Here is an 18,631-nt window from a genome sequence, read left to right as displayed (position 1 = left end):
CCAAAAGGTGCCCCTGAGTTGTAATGACCTTTTTAAAATAAGTACATTTGCTTTAAACAAGATTGCATGGCAAACGCTGTAGTTATCATACCCACCTACAACGAAATCGAAAATATAGAAAGGCTGTTGCGCAATATATTTGCACTACAACGAGCTTTCCATATTTTAGTGGTTGATGATAACTCTCCAGATGGAACAGCAGCCAAAGTAAAAGAACTCCAAGGACCATATAAAGAGAGATTGTTTCTTTTAAATAGACCCAAAAAAAATGGTCTAGGTACTGCATATATAGCGGGTTTTAAATGGGCACTTGATCAAGAATATGAATATGTTTTTGAGATGGATGCAGATTTTTCCCATAATCCAAACGATTTAATTAGGCTTTATAATGCTTGTGTTAAAGATGGTGCAGATCTCGCTATTGGGTCTAGATATGTAACTGGAGTAAATGTGGTAAACTGGCCTATGGGGAGAGTTTTACTTTCTTGGGGAGCCTCACGTTATGTTAGATTTGTTACAAGAATGAATATTTATGATACGACTGCAGGTTTTATTTGCTATCACCATAATGTTTTAAGGGGGATAGATCTAGAGAACATTAAATTTGTAGGTTATGCGTTTCAAATAGAAATGAAATATAAAGCATATCTCAAAAAATTTAAAATAGTAGAGGTTCCTGTAGTTTTTACAGATAGAACTAAAGGAGAAAGTAAAATGAGCTCAGGTATTATTTCTGAAGCCATTTTTGGTGTTGTAAAAATGCGACTACAACATCTTTTTAAAAGATAACTATGGAAAAGATTTTAATAAAAGATGCTCATATTGTTAATGAAGGAACCATTTTAAGAGGTGACGTATTAATACATAATGGCATCATAGAGGAAATAGCAGAAAGTATAAGCGCAAAGTCTGGTGACGTACATATTTTTGACGCAGAAGGAACTTATCTTATGCCTGGAGTTATAGATGACCAAGTTCACTTTAGAGAGCCTGGACTTACGCATAAAGCAAATATTGCAACAGAATCTAGAGCTGCCGTAGCCGGAGGCATAACATCATTTATTGAAATGCCGAACACAGTGCCTCAAACCACTACTATTGAGAAGCTCGAAGAGAAGTTTGAGATTGCAGCAAACTCGTCTGCAGCAAACTATTCTTTTATGTTTGGGGGAACCAATGATAACTTAGAAGAAATTCTAAAGGTTGACAAGAAGAATGTTGCAGGTCTCAAATTATTTTTAGGGAGCTCTACTGGAGATATGCTGGTTGATAATGAGGCAGTGCTTGAAAAGATATTCAAATCTACAGATATGATTATCTCAACACATTGTGAAGATGAAGAAACCATAAGGAAAAACCTTGCAATATATAAAGAGCGCTACGGTGATGATATCCCAATGAATCTTCATCCTATAATTAGGAGTGAAGATGCTTGCTATATTTCGTCCTCAAGGGCTATAGAGTTAGCAAAGAAAACAGGAGCGAGACTTCACGTCTTTCACTTATCTACCGGAAAAGAAACAGCACTATTTGACAATACGATACCTCTTGCTGAAAAGAAAATAACATCAGAGGTTTGTATCCACCATCTATGGTTTTCTGATGAAGATTATGATGAGAAAGGATCTAAAATTAAATGGAATCCAGCAGTAAAAACACCAAAGGATAGGGATGAGTTATTCCAAGCGTTACTAGATGATAAGATTGATGTAATAGCAACAGATCACGCTCCCCATACCTTAGGGGAAAAAAACAACGTATATACAAAAGCTCCTAGTGGTGGTCCACTAGTACAGCATGCACTACCTGCTATGCTAGAGTTTTATCATCAAGGAAAAATCTCTCTCGAGAAGATTGTAGAGAAGATGTGTCATAACCCAGCAATACTTTTTCAAGTAGAAAAAAGAGGATATATACGTAAAGGTTATAAAGCAGATATTGTACTTGTAGATCTTAATGCACCTTGGACCGTACAAAAAGATAATATTCTTTATAAGTGTGGATGGTCTCCTTTTGAAGGCACAACGTTCAAGTCTAGAATAACGCACACTTTTGTGAATGGCCGCCTAGCGCATAAAAACTTTAAGGTATACGATGAACTTTTTGGAGAACGTCTTACGTTTGATAGATAATGAGAAGATTATATGCTTTATTATTAGGTTTTTTATCCTTGATTAGTTGTCAAGATATTCCGTCTGTAGAAAAGCCAGATAATTTTATTGATGAGAACACTATGGAGAGCATATTGTATGAATCTGTAATAATATCTAGTGCTCGAGGTTACAATATTGCGCAAATCAAGCAATTGGGTATTCAGCCAGAAACTTATATATATGATAAGTTTGATATCGATAGCCTTACATATGCTCAGAATCTATCGTATTACACAGCAGATGTAGATGCTTATAAAAGCTTAAATGCCAAAGTATTGAATAGAGTTAAAGGAGAATTAAAAGTAAATGACTCTATAGAGTCTTTGCAGAAGAAAGAACAAGATTCTTTACGAACTTTGAAAGCAAGAGAAGTAAAAGCAAGATTTAAACAAAAAGATTCAACTAAGTTTAAAGAAATTCCAAGGCGTTTAATTACTGATACTTTTAGTAGAAAAAATATACGAGTTGAGGAAGATACTAGCGAACTTGATTAATGTGTAGTGCTATACGTGACAAAGTCACATCTAGCGGAGTGGGAATGTAATCAAACGCTTCTATTATTTTGTCATTACTGTACAATGTCTGTCTTTGCAATGACTTGTAGCCTATTTTAGTTATTTGTCTTTTGCGAGTAAATATGCCTCTCATAGAGTCTAAGAAGTTTAAAAATTGGAGTAAGCCGTTGTTTAGAGCTCCACTAGGTGCTTTCTTGCCTAAGGTCTTTGCTATTTCTTCTAGTAAATCACGATAAGTGACATTGTAAGCAGTCGCAATATACCTTTCTTGTGCTAGGGTGCTATTCATAGCTTTCTCCATTAATGCTACTAAGTCTTTTACATCTATCACTGCGCTACCTCCAGTGGGATATAAAGCTTTTCCTTCAAGAATATGATTAAAGAACTTTCCGCTACCTGTCTGGTAGTTTCCTTCACCTATTACGATTCCGGGATTTAAAATAATTGCGTTTAATCCTTCTTGTGTTCCTCTCCATACTTCCATTTCTGCGCCATTTTTTGTGAGTGCATATACTGAGTTTGGAGCATCTGGATCCCAGAAATTATCTTCTGTAATTGGATTGTTTGGTGTGCTTGCCAGTGTAGCAATAGAGCTTACATGTACTAATTTTTTGATATTATTTTCTAGGCATAGATTGACAACATTTGCAGTGCCTTCAATATTTATTTTAGTAAGCTCCTTAAATTGGTATGGGTCAAATGAAATAAGAGCCGCGCAATGGTATACATAAGTTACATCTTTAAAGACGGCAGTGAGGCTGGGTACTTCTGTAATATCGCCTCTAACCCAATCTATACGGTGTAATTGAGATTCCGCTTTCGCGAAAGCAAAAAAAGAAACAACCTCCGCCTTCTTAGATTCGCTTCGGTACAAAGCTCTAACGCTTTGATCTTTTTGTGTGAGGCTCAACAGTAAATGTTTACCTACAAGTCCAGTACTCCCAGTAACTAAAATCATATGGTAAAGATACGCCTCATGAATTAATTCTTAATTATATGAAGTGTATACGTGTTTTATCTTTTTAATAGAAACAATAGCCGCGGTCACACGCTTCTTTTTATATTTGCCATTGCCTAAATACAATAGCAATGATTAAGAATTTTGTAGAAGAATTACAGTGGCGTGGAATGATACACGATGTGATGCCACAAACCGAGGAACATTTAATGGAAGCGATGCGCTCTGCATATGTAGGTTTTGACCCAACGGCAGACTCATTACACATTGGAAATTTAGTTCCTATTATGTTATTGGCACATTATCAAAGATCTGGTCATAGGCCTGTTGCGTTAGTAGGTGGAGCTACAGGTATGATAGGAGATCCATCAGGAAAATCATCAGAGCGTAATCTTCTTGATGAGAAGACATTACGTCATAACCAAGAATGTGTAAAATCACAACTATCACAGTTTCTCGATTTTACTTCGGGTGCAGAAAATCAGGCACTTTTAGTGAATAACTATGACTGGATGAAGGAGTTTTCTTTTCTTGACTTTATTCGTGATGTAGGTAAGCATATTACGGTTAATTATATGATGGCAAAAGATTCTGTAAAAAATAGACTTACTGGTGAAGATGCAGATGGTATGTCATTTACAGAGTTTACATACCAGATGGTACAAGGATATGACTTTTTACATTTATATAAAAACGAAGGAATCACGCTCCAAATGGGGGGAAGTGACCAGTGGGGTAATATTACTACGGGTACAGAATTAGTTCGTCGTATAGGAGGCGGAAAAGGATATGCACTTACGTGCCCGCTTATCACTAAGTCTGATGGAAGTAAATTTGGAAAAAGTGAAGGTGGAAACGTATGGCTAAATGCAAAAAGAACATCTCCGTATAAATTTTACCAGTACTGGTTAAATACAACAGATGAGGATGCAGAGAAGTATATTAAGATCTTTACTTTTTTAGATAGAGAAGAGATTGAAGCACTTGTTGCAGCTCATAAAGAGGCACCACATCAGAGAGCTTTACAAAAGAGACTAGCAGAGGAGGTAACCACTACGGTTCATGATGCAGAGGCGCTAGAAAAAGCAATCGCAGCTTCAAATATTTTATTTGGTAAAAGTACAAGTGATGATCTAAAGTCTCTTGATGAGGCAACATTTTTAGATGTCTTTGAAGGTGTACCACAAGCAGAGATAGAAAAATCTGAAATAGAAGCTGGATTAGATATTATCGCAGCACTTGCAGAAAAGACAGGATTTTTAAAATCTAATGGAGAAGCGAGACGTGCACTTAAAGAAAACTCAATCTCGATAAATAAAGAAAAAGTAGGAGAGGATTATACCATCCAGACTACAGATTTGATAAATGGAACCTTTGTACTGCTTCAAAGAGGTAAGAAGAATTACTTTGTTATTAGAGCATCCTAGTTGAGATACAAACTATACTAATAGAAATATGAAAGCCCCAGTGTTCAAGTGAACATCTGGGGCTTTCTAACTAACTAACCAATCTATTATAAAGTCGTTCTTAATGTTTATTCCTTACAGTTTTCCATTCAATATCTGCTTTTTTCTTTAAAGTGGCTGCTCCTTCTTCATTCCACTTTTCTAAGGTATTTACTCCCCAAGAGTTGTAAAAGAGATATAATTTACCATCTCTTATTTCAAAAGTTTCTGGATCTATCGATACTTTTTTCCCTTTATCCGCAATAGCATATGCGCAATACCCTCCGTATTGAGGAACAAACTTTTCTGGAGTCTTAATAAAAGCTTGTAGGTTTGTCTCGCTCGCAAATTTAAATTTCGCCCCATCATATGTTGTGGTGAATTCTTTATTTCCTTCTATAGCTTTATTGTTAAAATATTCTGTCACGTCAAATCCTTCGGCTACATATCCTTTTTTGAGGTTGTAATCTGTTTTTTGAGCGGTAATGGAAATTGTAAATAATGCCAGAAGAATGAATGATAGTAATCTCATAAACTTGCTATTTTAGTAATACATACGTAAAGTAAGTCGTATTAGTTTTAGCAAGATTACATTTTATAGAGACATCAGGTTACAGCCGCGTATATCTGAGTTGTCAAAACGGCCTATTACGGTAAAGCTCCCATCCTTGGATACTCGTCCAAGATCTTGAGTGGCTATAAATGGGCAGGAAAATCTATTTGCTAGGTCAATTACATTGAGACCGCCGGTTTTTGTGCTTTCTAGTAAGCTTAGGGCATCTTCTGTATCTCGAGTGTATACTTTCATCCATGGAGGTGTGGTAAATATCCCTTTTCCATGAGAATAGCCTTGACTCAATAACTCAGTCATCCCATATTCACTATGTATTGAAGACACGCCAAAACCGTTGCAAAGTATTTCATGCAGCTCATCACGGACCAGTTCTTTGCGACGTCCTTTCATTCCGCCAGTTTCCATTATAATGGTGTTCTTAAGATTAAAGCGATGGGATTCTACTAAGTCTAAAAGTGCAAATGATACACCTATAAGTAATACTTTTTGCCCTGCCTTGTCTAGTGATTCTAATTTATTTGCAAGTTCGTTGAGGTTGTTTAAATAAAATCCACTGTCAGGGTGATCACTCATTTTTATTAGGTCATCTACCATATATATGAGGGAAGATCCAGATCTTTCTAGATAGGAGGGTAGTAGTGCTAGTATTACATAATCTTTTGGGTTTCCGTACGCTTTCGCGAAAGCGTGCTTAAAACTATCTTCATACAAGCTCAAGTCCGCAACATGGTGCTTGCTAGTGCTACTACCTGTAGTCCCACTACTACTAAAGATAACCGAAGCCTCTGAACCAGAAGTAAGAATAGTATGCGACTTAAAAAATTGAATAGGTAAAAAAGGAATATCTCTACTTCTTTTTATCTCACTAGGGTGTTTGTATAGTAAGTCACAAAAAGATCTGTAGGTGGGATTATTCTCAAATTGAAAACGAAATGCCTCCAGAGCAGCTTCTTCAAATTGTGCATCTGTAGTGATATCAAAAATAGACTGTTGGGGCATTGGGAATAATGTTTGTGCAAAGATATAAAACATATCTACCCGTACTCACGCTAGTTTTTTAAGAAGTATAATGACAAGTGAATATTTTTAAGATGATTTTCTGCTTTTGGAAAAGATCTTTTTACAAGTGAGGCGTTGTTAATCATGTAGTTAAACGATTTAATTTTACCTTGCCAATAATTATAGTTGTAGGAAAGCTTAACGAAATCTTAATGCTCTTAACATGAGAAAGGGCAATTTTGCTAATACATTGCAGGATATATCAAAAGACTAAAACAACGTATCTTTACACTAGGCGTATAATATTTAGAGCATGAAAAAAAAAGACCTAAAAATACTTCTTGTAGATGATGAACCAGATATTCTTGAAATAGTAGGTTATAATCTATCTAATGAAGGTTACCAAGTGATAACTGGGTCAAACGGAGTAGAGGCTGTAAAGCTTGCAAAAAAACACTCACCTCATTTAATTATTCTTGATGTGATGATGCCAGAGATGGATGGTATAGAAGCTTGTGAAGTAATACGGGCAAATAGCGATCTGGACCAAACTATCATCACATTCTTTACCGCTAGGGGAGAGGATTATTCTCAAGTAGCAGGTTTTGATGCTGGAGCAGATGATTATATCACAAAGCCTATCAAACCTAAGGTGTTAGTAAGCAAAGTAAAAGCATTGTTGCGAAGATTTAAGGAAGAGGGAGTGTCTTCTCAAATTACAAAAGTAGGTAAGCTAGTAATCAATAGAGAGGAATATAAAGTTTACAAGGGTAAAGAAGAACTATCCTTGCCACGTAAAGAGTTTGAATTGTTATCACTATTAACTTCAAAACCAGGTAAAGTCTTTACTCGTGAAGATATCCTAGATAAAGTCTGGGGTCTGGAAGTTGTAGTAGGTGGTCGAACCATAGATGTTCACATACGTAAGCTTAGAGAAAAAATAGGTGACGAGTCATTTAAGACCGTAAAAGGTGTAGGCTATAAATTTGTTATGTAATGGCCGCAGGAGTTAAGCAGTCTTACTCATTTTCTCTCATTACAGCGAGTTATATATCTATCGTATTTGCGGCACTAATTATAACGCTTGAGCTCCTGCGTGATGGTAATCCATCTTGGACTACTTCCATTATCGGGATTGGCCTGTGTTACGTGATTTCTTTCTTGATTATACATTACAGAACGCAGTTTTTTATAATCAGAGGTGTAAAGGAGATTTATGATAATATAAAACTTCTTGAGGATGTAAGCTTCGTTCCAGATAACATCACAACGGATATGGCTTCTTTATCTGAAGAAGTAGAGCGTTATGCAAAACGTAAAAAAATCGAAATATCCTCTTTACGTATTCAAGATGAATATAGACGTGATTTTCTTGGTAATGTAGCTCATGAATTAAAAACCCCGCTGTTTACGGTACAGGGTTATATTCTTACATTATTAGATGGGGCTATTAATGATAAAGCCGTACGTAAAAAATACCTACAACGCGCCGAAAAAGGTGTGGAGCGTCTCATATATCTAGTTAATGATCTAGATATGATTACAAAGCTTGAAGTAGGCGATCTTAATATTAACTACGAGTATTTTGATATTATTGAGCTAGTAGATAGCACTTTTGAAATGCTAGAAATGAAGGCTGCAAAGAGAAATATCACACTTGCTTTTGACGCGCCTTATGATGAAGGTGTGATGGTCAATGCAGATAAGGAGCGCATACAGCAGTTACTTACTAATCTTATAGAGAACTCCATTAAGTACGGTAAAGAAAACGGAACGACAGAAGTAAGTGTACAAGACTTAATCCAAAATAAAGTGCTTGTGCGTATTACCGATAATGGAGAAGGAGTAGAAAGTGTACATATACCTAGGCTTTTTGAGCGTTTTTATCGTGTAGATAAATCAGGTAACCGTAAGGTGGGTGGATCAGGACTAGGCCTCTCTATTGTCAAGCACATCATTGAAGCGCATGAAGAAAGAGTGTATGTTGAAAGCGAATTTGGAGTGGGTTCTGAGTTCTCCTTCACCATTGAAAAGGCCGAAGAATTGAGTTAAATCATAAGCAGGTATTCCTTGCTCAAAGCCAGGATACACTTTTAATCTCGGTAACTCTTTACTCTTAAAGCTGTCTTGCGTACAGTAGGGAGCAATCTTTTTTGATTTTAATAATTCGGCGAGATATTCTTGTTCAGTTTGACCAGGCGTAGGTATAAAAAACACCTTTTTTCTCATTATAGCAAGGTCCATGATTGTGGTATATCCAGATCGAGCAATCACGTACTTACTTTGATTAATCGCCTTTTCTAATGCAGCGGTTGTTAGAAAGTTTACGACCTTAATATTAGCGCCTATTTTATCAGCCTCCTCTTCGGTGGAGACCTTTCCTTGCACAATAAGTAGCTTTACACTGGCTTTCTTAAAAAGCGCGATAATAATATCCTCTAGCATAGTGCGCTGTGGTTCTGGTCCAGACAGTACAGCGATATAGTCATATATAATTTCTTCTTCAGAAGATTTCATTCTGCTCAAAGGGCCTATATATTTAGTGGGGATAGATAGTTTTTTTTGTGGATGCCCTAAGACGCCACTTAAATTTATATCACCAGCTACATCAGGAACCCAGCATTCATTAAATCTTTGGAGATACATTCTATGTGCAGCAGATGATAACCAAGTGGTTTTACCACTCAAGACCTGCAGCTGGTGGCTTATAATCACACAGGGCACCTTCTTAGTATATAACCCAAGTCTATTGTCAGAAATCACCCCATCTATGCCTAACTTATAGATAAGTTCCTCAAGGTCTCTATGCTCCTCTTTTATGGTTCTTCTTATGGAAGGCAGATCTGCAATTAGTTTTCTTTTAAAATGCGATCCTTTCTCAGAATACGCAATGTTATATGAAGGTAAAGTGACGGTAGCAAGCTCTGGAAATTCCTTTGTAAGCAGTTTCAACGCTTGGCCATCACTAGCGATCGTTACTTTATAATTATGAAAAGTTAAGGTGCGAATTATAGGGATGCATCGCGTAGCGTGACCCAGTCCCCAGTTGAGGGGTGCAACTAATATGTGTTTTTTATAATTCACAATGCAAATATCTAACTCTTCTAACTACTAAAAGTTTCCTTAATTTTACCAAAACATTAAATATACCTGTGGGAAGTAAAAATAAGCTTAAGCGTTTTAGAGAAAATGAGACATTTTCAAATGTAGTACAACCTACAAGAGAAGAACTCGTAGATGGTACATTCCCATTAAAGGGTAAATGGAATAAAGATTTTTTTAAGAATGACAACCCTATTGTGGTCGAGCTAGGCTGTGGTAAGGGGGAATATTCTGTGGGTCTTGCACAATCATATCCAGATAAAAACTTTGTAGGTATTGACATCAAAGGTGCCCGTTTTTGGAGAGGAGCAAAAACCGCTATCGAAGATAACTTGACTAACGTAGGTTTTATGCGTACGCAAATTGAGTTGATAGAGCACGCTTTCGCGAAAGCGGAAATAGATGAAATATGGATTACTTTTCCAGATCCTCAAATTAAGTACAAGCGTACAAAACACAGAATGACTAATACGGAGTTTCTCCAAAAGTATAAGCGTGTGCTTAAACCAGATGGGTGTGTAAACTTAAAAACCGACTCTGAGTTTATGCATGGTTATACCTTAGGACTACTTCACGGTGAAGGTCACGAGATTTTAGAGGCAAATCATAATGTATACAAGAATGAATATTCTCCAAAGGAAGTGGTAGGTATTCAAACTTTTTACGAAAAACAATATCTAGAACAAGGAAAACCAATTACTTATATTAAATTTAGAGTTAAGTAAACGCTAGCCTTGGAGATAACAAAACTCTTCTTAATCACATTCTTTGCTGCTTTAGCAGGAGTTATACCTCCTGGTCTAATCAATATGTCGGTTGCAAAAACTTGCGTAGAGCGTGGTCGTAATAATGGATTGCTAGTCGCTATAGGTGCTTCGTTTATTGTTATTATACAAGCACTTATTGCGGTATTACTAGCTAAATATATTTTTGGCAATCCATTTGTACAGAATATGTTATTAAGAACAGGACTTGTAATCTTCTTGATTATGGCAGTGTTCTTCTTTATGAAGGCAAAGCGTGGTAAGGTTCCTAAAGTCAAGCTTTCTAAAAATAGAGGAATCAAGAGTCTTGGTAAAGGGATGATGATTTCGGCGCTTAATATTTTACCTATACCTTATTTCTGTGCATTAGGAGCTGCATTAAATGTGAGTGGTAAGGTAGAATATGATATTGTTGCTATTGCCTTTTTTGTGCTAGCAGCGGCACTTGGTACTTTTACAGCATTATATTTTTATGTGATATTTTTTGCGAGAATTCAAAATAGGGCAACCACGTTTACAAAGTATTCTAATTACTTTATGGCGTGTCTCATGGTGATACTCATGATCATCACACTGATAAGAACCATTTACTTCGAATGAATTACGCTCCAAAAACCGAAAACTTTTTTACAAAAGTCTATGCTGTCGCAGCCCAAATACCTTATGGTCGTGTAACCAGTTATGGGGCTATTGCAAAGTACCTAGGAGCTGCTAGAAGCAGCCGTATGGTAGGTTGGGCAATGAATGGTTCACATATACATAGTGAAGTACCTGCTCATAGAGTTGTAAATCGTGTGGGACTACTTACCGGTAAGCATCATTTTCCGCAAACTAACCTCATGCAGCAGCTGCTGGAAAATGAAGGAGTAGAAGTGGTAGATGATAAAATTGTGGCTTTTAAAAAACACTTTTGGGATCCTAGTACGGAGTTGTCTCAAGACTTATGAAACTTGAGAGAGAACCTTTAAAATTCAATGTATTATTTAAGGATTAATTAAACTTGAAATGTCAAATTATTTGAAATTTCAAAGGTTGGAATATACCTCCTTGCGGTTGTATCTTTGCATTTAGAATCAATCTAATTAGAGATTATTCAGAATTGCTTAAACACGACAATGAAACTACAAAAAAACGATATTCTTGAGGCTTTAAAAACCATAACAGCTCCAGGTGCTGGAGAAAATATGGTAGATAGTGGTGCTGTTACAAATGTACTTACATTTGGTGATGAGGTGATAGTAGATATTACTATCAATAACCCAACACTACAAGCACGTAAAAAAGCAGAGGTTGATATTATGAAAACCATACAGGATAAAGTGTTTGCAAAAGCACAAGTGAAGGTTAATGTAAAAGTCAATGCACCAGCCAAAGATGAAAGTAACGAGATAAAAGGAAAGGATATTCCTGGTATTAAAAATATTGTAGCTATTGCTTCTGGAAAAGGAGGTGTAGGTAAATCTACAGTAACATCAAATATCGCAGTAACACTTGCAAAGATGGGATTCAAAGTAGGAATTCTAGATGCAGATATTTACGGTCCTTCTGTCCCTATTATGTTTGACGTAGCAAACGAGAGACCACTTTCTGTTACTGTAGATGGGAAGTCAAAAATGAAGCCTGTAGAGAGCTACGGAGTAAAAGTACTTTCAATCGGATTTTTTACTAAGCCAGATCAAGCAGTAATCTGGAGAGGACCTATGGCGGCAAAAGCTTTAAATCAAATGATTTTTGATGCTGCTTGGGGAGAACTAGATTTCTTACTGCTAGACCTTCCTCCAGGAACTGGAGATATACACTTGAGTATTATGCAATCACTACCTATCACAGGTGCTGTAGTTGTAAGTACACCACAAAATGTGGCACTTGCAGATGCAAAGAAAGGTGTAGCAATGTTTCAACAAGAGAGTATCAATGTACCAGTCCTTGGTATCGTAGAGAACATGGCTTATTTCACACCAGATGAGTTACCAGACAATAAATACTACATCTTTGGAAAAGAAGGAGCAAAACACCTTGCCGAGGATTTAGGAGTGCGCTTGCTAGGGGAGATACCACTGGTACAAAGCATACGAGAAGCTGGAGATGTAGGGCGTCCAGCAGCATTACAAGCGAATACGCCTACAATGCTAGCTTTTGATGAGCTTACTAAAAATGTAGTCGAAGAAACAGTAAGACGTAATAAGAACTTACCTGCAACAGAGGCTATAAAGATTACTACCATGGCAGGTTGTTCTGCTGTAAAGAATTAATTATGACCGGAGCAGAGTTAACCCAGAAAGTAGAAGATGCACTAGAAGAAATTCGCCCTTTTTTACAAAGTGATGGAGGAGATATTACCCTTTTAGGTATAGAAAACGATACTATTGTACGTGTTCAATTACAAGGAGCTTGCGTAGGATGCTCTGTAAATCAAATGACACTTAAAAGTGGCGTGGAGATGACTATAAAAAAGCATGCTCCGCAGATAGAAGAAGTTATTAATGTTAAGGCGTAAGACAGATAAAGGTCATCTTCTTAGATGGAGGATGTATATATTTTTGCTTTCGCGAAAGCGTATTAATAAGAATCAATGATTAAAACAGATATACTCATTATAGGTGCTGGTCCTACAGGGCTTTTTACCGTTTTTGAAGCAGGATTATTAAAGTTAAAATGTCATCTTATTGACGCACTTCCTCAACCAGGAGGGCAGTGTTCTGAGATTTATCCTAAGAAGCCTATTTATGATATTCCTGCATTTCCAGAAGTGCTTGCAGGTGATCTTGTAGATAACTTAATGAAACAAATAGAGCCTTTCCAGCCTGGATTTACACTAGGTGAGCGTGCTCAAACTATAGATAAACAAGAAGACGGCACGTTTATAGTAACCACAAATAAAGGAACAAAACACCACGCGCCTGTAGTTGCAATTGCAGGAGGTCTAGGGAGTTTTGAGCCTCGTAAACCACCTATTCCTAATATTGCGAGTTATGAAGATATCGGGGTAGAGTATATTATACGAGATCCTGAGTTATACCGTGATAAGAAAGTGATTATCGCTGGTGGTGGAGATAGTGCTTTAGACTGGAGTATTTTTCTAGCAGATGTTGCTAGTGAAGTGACGCTAGTGCACCGTCGTAATGAATTCCGTGGTGCTCTTGATAGTGTAGAGAAAGTTCAGGAACTCAAAAATCAAGGACGCATTAAATTAATCACCCCAGCAGAGGTAGTTGATGTACTTGGAGATGCGCATGTAAACGGAGTGACTATCAAACAAGGCGAAGAAACCTTTAATCAGGCTTGTGACCACTTTATACCACTTTTTGGACTTGCACCAAAACTAGGTCCTATAGGAGACTGGGGACTAGAGATTGAAAAGAATGCTATTAAAGTGGATAACAGTTTGGACTACCAAACGAACATTCCAGGTATTTATGCAATAGGAGATGTAAATACATATCCGGGTAAATTGAAGTTAATCCTTTGTGGTTTTCACGAAGCAACGTTAATGTGTCAGAGTGCTTACCAGCGTATTTTTCCAGATAAACGTTATGTAATGAAGTATACGACCGTAGGTGGAGTAACAGGGTTTGACGGAACAAAGAAACAAGCTCCTAAAGCTGTGGTTAAAGCTATAGACTAACCATACAACCATTCATTTATTACAAGGATATTAACGCATAAATCGCTATCCATGACAGATATTAAAATTACAATCACAGATCGCGATGGCGTTGCTCACGAGATTGATGCCCCTACAGATATGAATATGAACTTAATGGAGGTTGTGCGCTCTTATGAGCTCGCTCCAGAAGGTACCATAGGTATTTGTGGAGGTATGGCGATGTGTGCTTCTTGCCAGTGTTATGTTGAGAGTGATCACGTGTTGCCAGAGATGAGTGATGATGAGGAAGCAATGCTTGCAGAAGCCTTTCATGTAGAGGATAATAGCCGTTTAGGTTGCCAGCTTCATATACATCGAGATATGGATGGATTACGAGTAACACTTGCGCCAGAGGAGTAGAACTAAATTATTTTATTAAAAACTATATTGAGGGATTATAAAACTAGCTAGTTTTATAATCCCTTATTTTTTGAGGTCCTTCCAGTAGCACGCGATTTACATGCAGGTGGCCTTCTTCTGTGGTAGTAATATGCCATTTTATAAGAGAGATAGCGCCATTTTCTATTTCTAAGCCTGTGATACTACGCGGATGAACACAACTACCATCATTAAAAAAAGCAATATCTCCCGGTTCTGGAAATCGAGGTCTATGTGTATGCCCTACTATGGTGAGTAGATTATTGTTTTCTGTAATCCACTTCTTAATACGTCGCTCTACTTTTATGAGCTCTTTGTAATTTTTTGCAGGACTCGTAGGGTCAGAGATGCCAAATATTTGAAGTGGTTTCCATAAGATTCTCACGAGAAATCTATTAAAGCGCCATCCATGATAATTGAGCCAGTCGGCTTGATGACCATGGCATAAAAAGAGTTCTTGAGCGCTTTCCCGATGTTTTAATATCAAGGCCTCATGATACTCTAGATTTTTGAATAAAACCTCTTCTCTGCCGTCTTTTGGGTCAAAATAGGTGCTTAAATGTTTTTGAACATAGTTTTTATCGCGATATACCATATCGTGATTTCCCCAGATGAGGTGAAGTCGTTTTTCAAAGTGAAAATTCTGCAGTAATGTATAGACATTTTTATGTGCACGCAAGATGCTTTCAAAGGAGCTGTTTTCCCATAGCTCATCACCATCCCCTAGCTCGTAATAAGTAAAACCTTCTTTATAATAATGTTTTAACGCGTGGTAATAGATATTCTCATTTCTCGCAAAATCATCGGCAAAGCTTTTGTCTCCGCGGTGACAGTCGGAAAAAAAAACTAGTTTGTCGGCATCAGAAAATGGTATTTCCTTTGCTGCTTTGTAAGCTCTGTCTAAACGCTGTCTTGTATTCACAGGTTAAATATCTTAAAAAAGACTGAGATTAATAGGGTTGAGAGGAGTACGCTTTCGCGAAAGCGTAAAATAAACACCACGTATCTACTTTAAGTCGGGTAGAGAGGATTCGAACCTCCGATCTCTGGTCCCCCAGACCAGCACTTTAACCGGACTAAGCTACTACCCGTTTGTATGCGCGTAAATATAATAAAGCGTAATCATTAGAGAAATAGCTAGGTTCAAAAAAGATCTCAACGCATATCTTATTAATTTTTTTGTACCTTAAAGTGTTGAAAAATAAATTATTAACTAAACCCAAATATTATGAAAACACTAATGATGCTTTGCTTTTATGTGATGGGTGCTACACTTTTAACAAGTGATGGATTGAATAAGAATGAACCTGCGATGATCTTAGAAGGCGTGTGGGAATTAGAAAACCAGCAGATGTATGAAAACGGGATGCTATCGGAAATGTTGCCCAATGAGAATGGCTATAGGCAGGTGAAGATGTATAGTAAAGGAAAAGTAATGTGGACTCGCAACGATCCTTCAGATAGTAATGAGTGGTTTGGCTATGGTACATATAGTGTGTCAGACGGTTTTCTCGAGGAGCGACTAGAGTATGCTTCTGGGCCTATGATGAATATAGTAGATACGACTCAAATTTTTAGATTTGAGCTAGTGATGGGGGCAAATAGTTACCAGCAAATACAGCTAGACGAAGATGGAAATAGAACAGAAGGCGAGAGTTATATAAGAATAGAGTAAAATTTAAAATTATTGATTAATAAAGTTTGTGATTATATATTAGATTTTATTATATTTGCACCCCGTTAAATACTCGGGGTATAGCGTAGCCCGGTTATCGCGCCTCGTTTGGGACGAGGAGGTCGCAAGTTCGAATCTTGCTACCCCGACAAAAACCAGCCTTTTTAGGCTGGTTTTTTCATTTTAAAAGGTTGTGGGTATTTATAATCTTTTATATTATGAAGTTGCTACAAAGCAAAAATGCGAGCCTGTAAGGGCTCGCATTTTTATTATGTATCACTAGCCTTTAAGCTAGTAGTATTGCAATTACTTAGAATGCATACGTAAGTCCTAAAAGGTAGTAAGACTGTATCTTGTTATCCACAGCGCTATCACCTACTTCAAAAGTAGTAGCCGCTGGATCTACAGCAAGTAAATTGTTATTAGCAAAGTTTACTGCCTCTTGTCTGTTTCCTCTTAAACCAAATTCAAAACCAACACCAATTTGGTTCCATAGTTTGTAGCCGAAAGAGTTAATCCATGTAAAGTTTGATAAGTCGCTAGACTCATAGCTTTGGAAAGCAGATAAGTTAGACTTGAATGCAATTTTACCAATCTGACGAGTATAATCTGCAACAATTTTTGCTCCTAAAGAAGATTCAAAAACAGAATCACCACTACTAAATACAAAATTATAGTTAAGTGGGTGTACCACAACAATAAGATTAGGAATAGGAGTCCATGTAGCACCAACACCTAGATCTAAGTAACCTGGATCGTTAAAGTTATTTAATATCGTAGTTCTGTACTCACCTAATGCAGATACAGCGATCTTGTCAGTTAGTTTGTAACCATATAAAGAAGAAACATTAAAAACATCTGTAGCTTCTTGAAAGCCTTCTTCTTCCTCACCTTCTTCATCAAATTTTACCCATCCTAAGTTTACGCTAAGGCTGTTTCTCCAGAAGTATTTTTCTTCTAGTTTGTTTGCAAAAGCATTACCAGTAATACCTATGTTACCTGAAGATACGTTAGGTGCACGTTGAGAATACCAATCATTAAACTTCGAGAAATTTCCTCCTATAGTTCCAAATGCTCCATATTTCCATCCTGGAAGGGCATCGATTTGTGCTTGTAAACTATTTACTTCTCCTTGAAGCTTTGCAATTTCTGCTTTCTTAGGAGCTTGTTGCTCTTTTAATTCTTCTTCTGTTTGTGCTTGCACGCTGATTGTGAGGAGGATAGATGCTCCTAAAACAATAAGTCTTTTCATAATAATAATTCGTTAAGATTTGTAGAACAAAGATATAATTAAATAAAAATTGCTGCCTTTAATCTCAATAAATTAATATTATGCTCTCTTTATCGATTAAATATGACATTAATCGTGGGCTTATAATTATAGTTTTGTAAAGTGGTGTGCTGTCTAAGATTTCCACTCAAGAAAAGCGTACTTAAGTCCTACTCCAAGTACTTCTCGCACTTGTAAGCCGCTTACGGCATTTTCATCATAAATGAGTTGTAGTGCAAGATTAGTTGTGACATACTTGTTTACTTGCATGGCAACATTTAGCGTATAATCTAAATCGACATTTTTTACTTTCTCTAGATAATCTGCATACAGATTTAAGGTGTTTTCAAAAACTACATTTTCAAAAAGTTCTTCTTTATAATAAACGCTTAATGATGAACCTAGTTCAAAACGAGTATTTTCATTTGCAGCTACACCAAAGAATGGTTCATATGCTGCTACAGCCATTGGGTCGCTTTCATCTACTCTGGTAAATCTAGATTGGACAAAAATAAGTCTTGAAGTAGCTGGTGCTAAGTTTACTGTAAAGTCATTACTTTTTTTCCAAAGAATACCTGGTCCGGCCTGAATATATGCAGGAGAGAAAGTGTCTGTAATTTCTCTTCTGTCTTGTACAGTGGTGATAATCTCTCCATCATCATCAAGAATATTGCGGTCAAAAAATTCATAACCAGGCGCCATTTGCGTTCTAAAGTTAAAAACTCCGGAGTAGTACCAGTTAGATTTATTGATTCTACTACCTACGAGGCTGTTTAACTCGAGTCTGTCTGTAGTTTTACGTACAAATTTTTGATCTTTTGTGGCAGCAAGACCAAGTATAGACGTGAGTCTAGTATCCCACGTAAGTTTATTGCGTTTATAATTGAGATCCCAGCTTATATTAAAGTTACCAGCGATGTTAGAAGTACCTCCACCTTGCCATTCCTTATTAAAGGCACTTTGGCTAAAAAGTAATTCTGCAAGTCCTTTGCTTTTCCATCCATCAGGAAGAGAATCTTTTTTCTTGGTCTTCGTCTGGGCGACTAGAATGCTACTTGTGGCTAGTAGCAGTAAAAAAAGATATGTTCTCATAGGGACTTACTTAAAAATTAAGAAAGTAAATATACACAGGGAGTGTATGAATGTCAAGGC

General features: G+C 36.9%; 20 protein-coding genes, 2 tRNA genes and 1 pseudogene. 15 read left to right on the top strand and 8 right to left on the bottom strand.

Annotated elements, in window-relative coordinates:
• Window positions 1-66: 66 nt before the first annotated feature.
• Genes JM84_RS00955 through JM84_RS00945 form a run of 3 tightly spaced genes read left to right on the top strand, consistent with a single transcriptional unit; the run spans window position 67 to window position 2,647 of the window.
• Window positions 67-789, top strand: coding sequence for a polyprenol monophosphomannose synthase (locus JM84_RS00955; protein WP_013750950.1), 723 nt, complete (start codon window positions 67-69; stop codon window positions 787-789).
• Window positions 790-791: 2 nt separating this feature from the next.
• Window positions 792-2,132, top strand: a complete 1,341-nt coding sequence (locus JM84_RS00950; protein WP_013750951.1) for a dihydroorotase — start codon at window positions 792-794, stop codon at window positions 2,130-2,132.
• Complete coding sequence (locus JM84_RS00945) at window positions 2,132-2,647, top strand: DUF4296 domain-containing protein (RefSeq protein WP_013750952.1); 516 nt, start codon at window positions 2,132-2,134, stop codon at window positions 2,645-2,647. The genes JM84_RS00950 and JM84_RS00945 overlap by 1 nt, the downstream gene beginning before the upstream one ends.
• Here the strand turns inward: JM84_RS00945 and JM84_RS00940 are convergent.
• Complete coding sequence (locus tag JM84_RS00940) at window positions 2,631-3,626, bottom strand: NAD-dependent epimerase/dehydratase family protein (protein WP_013750953.1); 996 nt, start codon at window positions 3,624-3,626, stop codon at window positions 2,631-2,633. The two genes, JM84_RS00945 and JM84_RS00940, sit on opposite strands and share 17 nt — an antisense overlap.
• 131 nt (window positions 3,627-3,757) lie before the next feature.
• Here JM84_RS00940 and tyrS point away from each other — a divergent pair, with 131 nt between their 5' ends.
• Window positions 3,758-5,053: a tyrosine--tRNA ligase gene (gene tyrS / locus JM84_RS00935; protein WP_013750954.1), complete on the top strand. Its 1,296-nt coding sequence runs from the start codon at window positions 3,758-3,760 to the stop codon at window positions 5,051-5,053.
• 100 nt (window positions 5,054-5,153) lie between these two features.
• On the opposite strand, the gene JM84_RS00930 is transcribed toward tyrS, so the two are convergent.
• Both JM84_RS00930 and JM84_RS00925 read right to left on the bottom strand, forming a co-directional pair.
• On the bottom strand, window positions 5,154-5,603 hold the full coding sequence (locus JM84_RS00930) for a YHS domain-containing (seleno)protein (RefSeq protein WP_013750955.1): 450 nt from the start codon (window positions 5,601-5,603) through the stop codon (window positions 5,154-5,156).
• Window positions 5,604-5,666: 63 nt separating this feature from the next.
• On the bottom strand, window positions 5,667-6,644 hold the full coding sequence (locus JM84_RS00925) for an acyltransferase (protein WP_013750956.1): 978 nt from the start codon (window positions 6,642-6,644) through the stop codon (window positions 5,667-5,669).
• A 313-nt stretch (window positions 6,645-6,957) separates the two neighbouring features.
• Here JM84_RS00925 and JM84_RS00920 point away from each other — a divergent pair, with 313 nt between their 5' ends.
• Window positions 6,958-7,641 (top strand): response regulator transcription factor, encoded by a 684-nt coding sequence (locus JM84_RS00920; protein ID WP_013750957.1) that lies wholly within the window; start codon window positions 6,958-6,960, stop codon window positions 7,639-7,641.
• Window positions 7,641-8,696 (top strand): sensor histidine kinase, encoded by a 1,056-nt coding sequence (locus JM84_RS00915; protein WP_013750958.1) that lies wholly within the window; start codon window positions 7,641-7,643, stop codon window positions 8,694-8,696. The genes JM84_RS00920 and JM84_RS00915 overlap by 1 nt, the downstream gene beginning before the upstream one ends.
• A 63-nt stretch (window positions 8,697-8,759) precedes the next feature.
• Here the strand turns inward: JM84_RS00915 and JM84_RS15505 are convergent.
• A pseudogene (locus JM84_RS15505) lies at window positions 8,760-9,089 on the bottom strand (glycosyltransferase); the annotation flags it as partial.
• A gap of 707 nt (window positions 9,090-9,796) precedes the next feature.
• On the opposite strand from JM84_RS15505, the gene trmB reads away from it, so the two are divergent.
• From trmB to JM84_RS00875, 7 genes are all read left to right on the top strand, one after another.
• Window positions 9,797-10,471 carry a tRNA (guanosine(46)-N7)-methyltransferase TrmB gene (trmB, locus tag JM84_RS00905; protein ID WP_013750960.1) on the top strand — a complete coding sequence of 225 codons (675 nt, stop codon included), beginning with the start codon at window positions 9,797-9,799 and terminating at the stop codon, window positions 10,469-10,471.
• 9 nt (window positions 10,472-10,480) lie between these two features.
• Window positions 10,481-11,110, top strand: a complete 630-nt coding sequence (locus JM84_RS00900) for a LysE family translocator (RefSeq protein WP_013750961.1) — start codon at window positions 10,481-10,483, stop codon at window positions 11,108-11,110.
• Window positions 11,107-11,457: an MGMT family protein gene (locus tag JM84_RS00895; protein WP_013750962.1), complete on the top strand. Its 351-nt coding sequence runs from the start codon at window positions 11,107-11,109 to the stop codon at window positions 11,455-11,457. The genes JM84_RS00900 and JM84_RS00895 overlap by 4 nt, the downstream gene beginning before the upstream one ends.
• Window positions 11,458-11,625: 168 nt before the next feature.
• Entirely contained in the window at window positions 11,626-12,762 is a 1,137-nt protein-coding gene (locus tag JM84_RS00890; RefSeq protein ID WP_013750963.1) for an Mrp/NBP35 family ATP-binding protein, read from the top strand.
• Between the two features lie 2 nt (window positions 12,763-12,764).
• On the top strand, window positions 12,765-13,007 hold the full coding sequence (locus tag JM84_RS00885; RefSeq protein ID WP_013750964.1) for a NifU family protein: 243 nt from the start codon (window positions 12,765-12,767) through the stop codon (window positions 13,005-13,007).
• Window positions 13,008-13,082: 75 nt separating this feature from the next.
• A complete protein-coding gene (locus JM84_RS00880; protein ID WP_144782321.1) occupies window positions 13,083-14,135 on the top strand; it encodes an NAD(P)/FAD-dependent oxidoreductase in 1,053 nt (350 codons plus the stop codon).
• 51 nt (window positions 14,136-14,186) lie between these two features.
• On the top strand, window positions 14,187-14,516 hold the full coding sequence (locus tag JM84_RS00875) for a 2Fe-2S iron-sulfur cluster-binding protein (RefSeq protein WP_013750966.1): 330 nt from the start codon (window positions 14,187-14,189) through the stop codon (window positions 14,514-14,516).
• Between the two features lie 43 nt (window positions 14,517-14,559).
• On the opposite strand, the gene JM84_RS00870 is transcribed toward JM84_RS00875, so the two are convergent.
• Together JM84_RS00870 and JM84_RS00865 are read right to left on the bottom strand one after the other, a co-directional pair.
• Complete coding sequence (locus JM84_RS00870; protein ID WP_144782320.1) at window positions 14,560-15,456, bottom strand: metallophosphoesterase family protein; 897 nt, start codon at window positions 15,454-15,456, stop codon at window positions 14,560-14,562.
• Window positions 15,457-15,550: 94 nt separating this feature from the next.
• Window positions 15,551-15,625: transfer RNA gene (locus JM84_RS00865), tRNA-Pro, on the bottom strand.
• A 137-nt stretch (window positions 15,626-15,762) separates the two neighbouring features.
• Here JM84_RS00865 and JM84_RS00860 point away from each other — a divergent pair.
• Both JM84_RS00860 and JM84_RS00855 read left to right on the top strand, forming a co-directional pair.
• A complete protein-coding gene (locus JM84_RS00860) occupies window positions 15,763-16,209 on the top strand; it encodes a hypothetical protein (RefSeq protein WP_261375679.1) in 447 nt (148 codons plus the stop codon).
• Between the two features lie 74 nt (window positions 16,210-16,283).
• Window positions 16,284-16,358: transfer RNA gene (locus JM84_RS00855), tRNA-Pro, on the top strand.
• Between the two features lie 161 nt (window positions 16,359-16,519).
• Here the strand turns inward: JM84_RS00855 and JM84_RS00850 are convergent.
• Together JM84_RS00850 and JM84_RS00845 are read right to left on the bottom strand one after the other, a co-directional pair.
• Window positions 16,520-17,461 carry a DUF3078 domain-containing protein gene (locus JM84_RS00850; RefSeq protein WP_144782318.1) on the bottom strand — a complete coding sequence of 314 codons (942 nt, stop codon included), beginning with the start codon at window positions 17,459-17,461 and terminating at the stop codon, window positions 16,520-16,522.
• Window positions 17,462-17,614: 153 nt separating this feature from the next.
• Complete coding sequence (locus tag JM84_RS00845; protein ID WP_013750975.1) at window positions 17,615-18,571, bottom strand: DUF3078 domain-containing protein; 957 nt, start codon at window positions 18,569-18,571, stop codon at window positions 17,615-17,617.
• Between the last annotated feature and the right edge of the window lie 60 nt (window positions 18,572-18,631).

The organism is Dokdonia sp. Hel_I_63, assembly GCF_007827285.1.
Lineage (GTDB): Bacteria > Bacteroidota > Bacteroidia > Flavobacteriales > Flavobacteriaceae > Dokdonia.
This window is presented reverse-complemented; position numbering and strand designations above follow the sequence as displayed.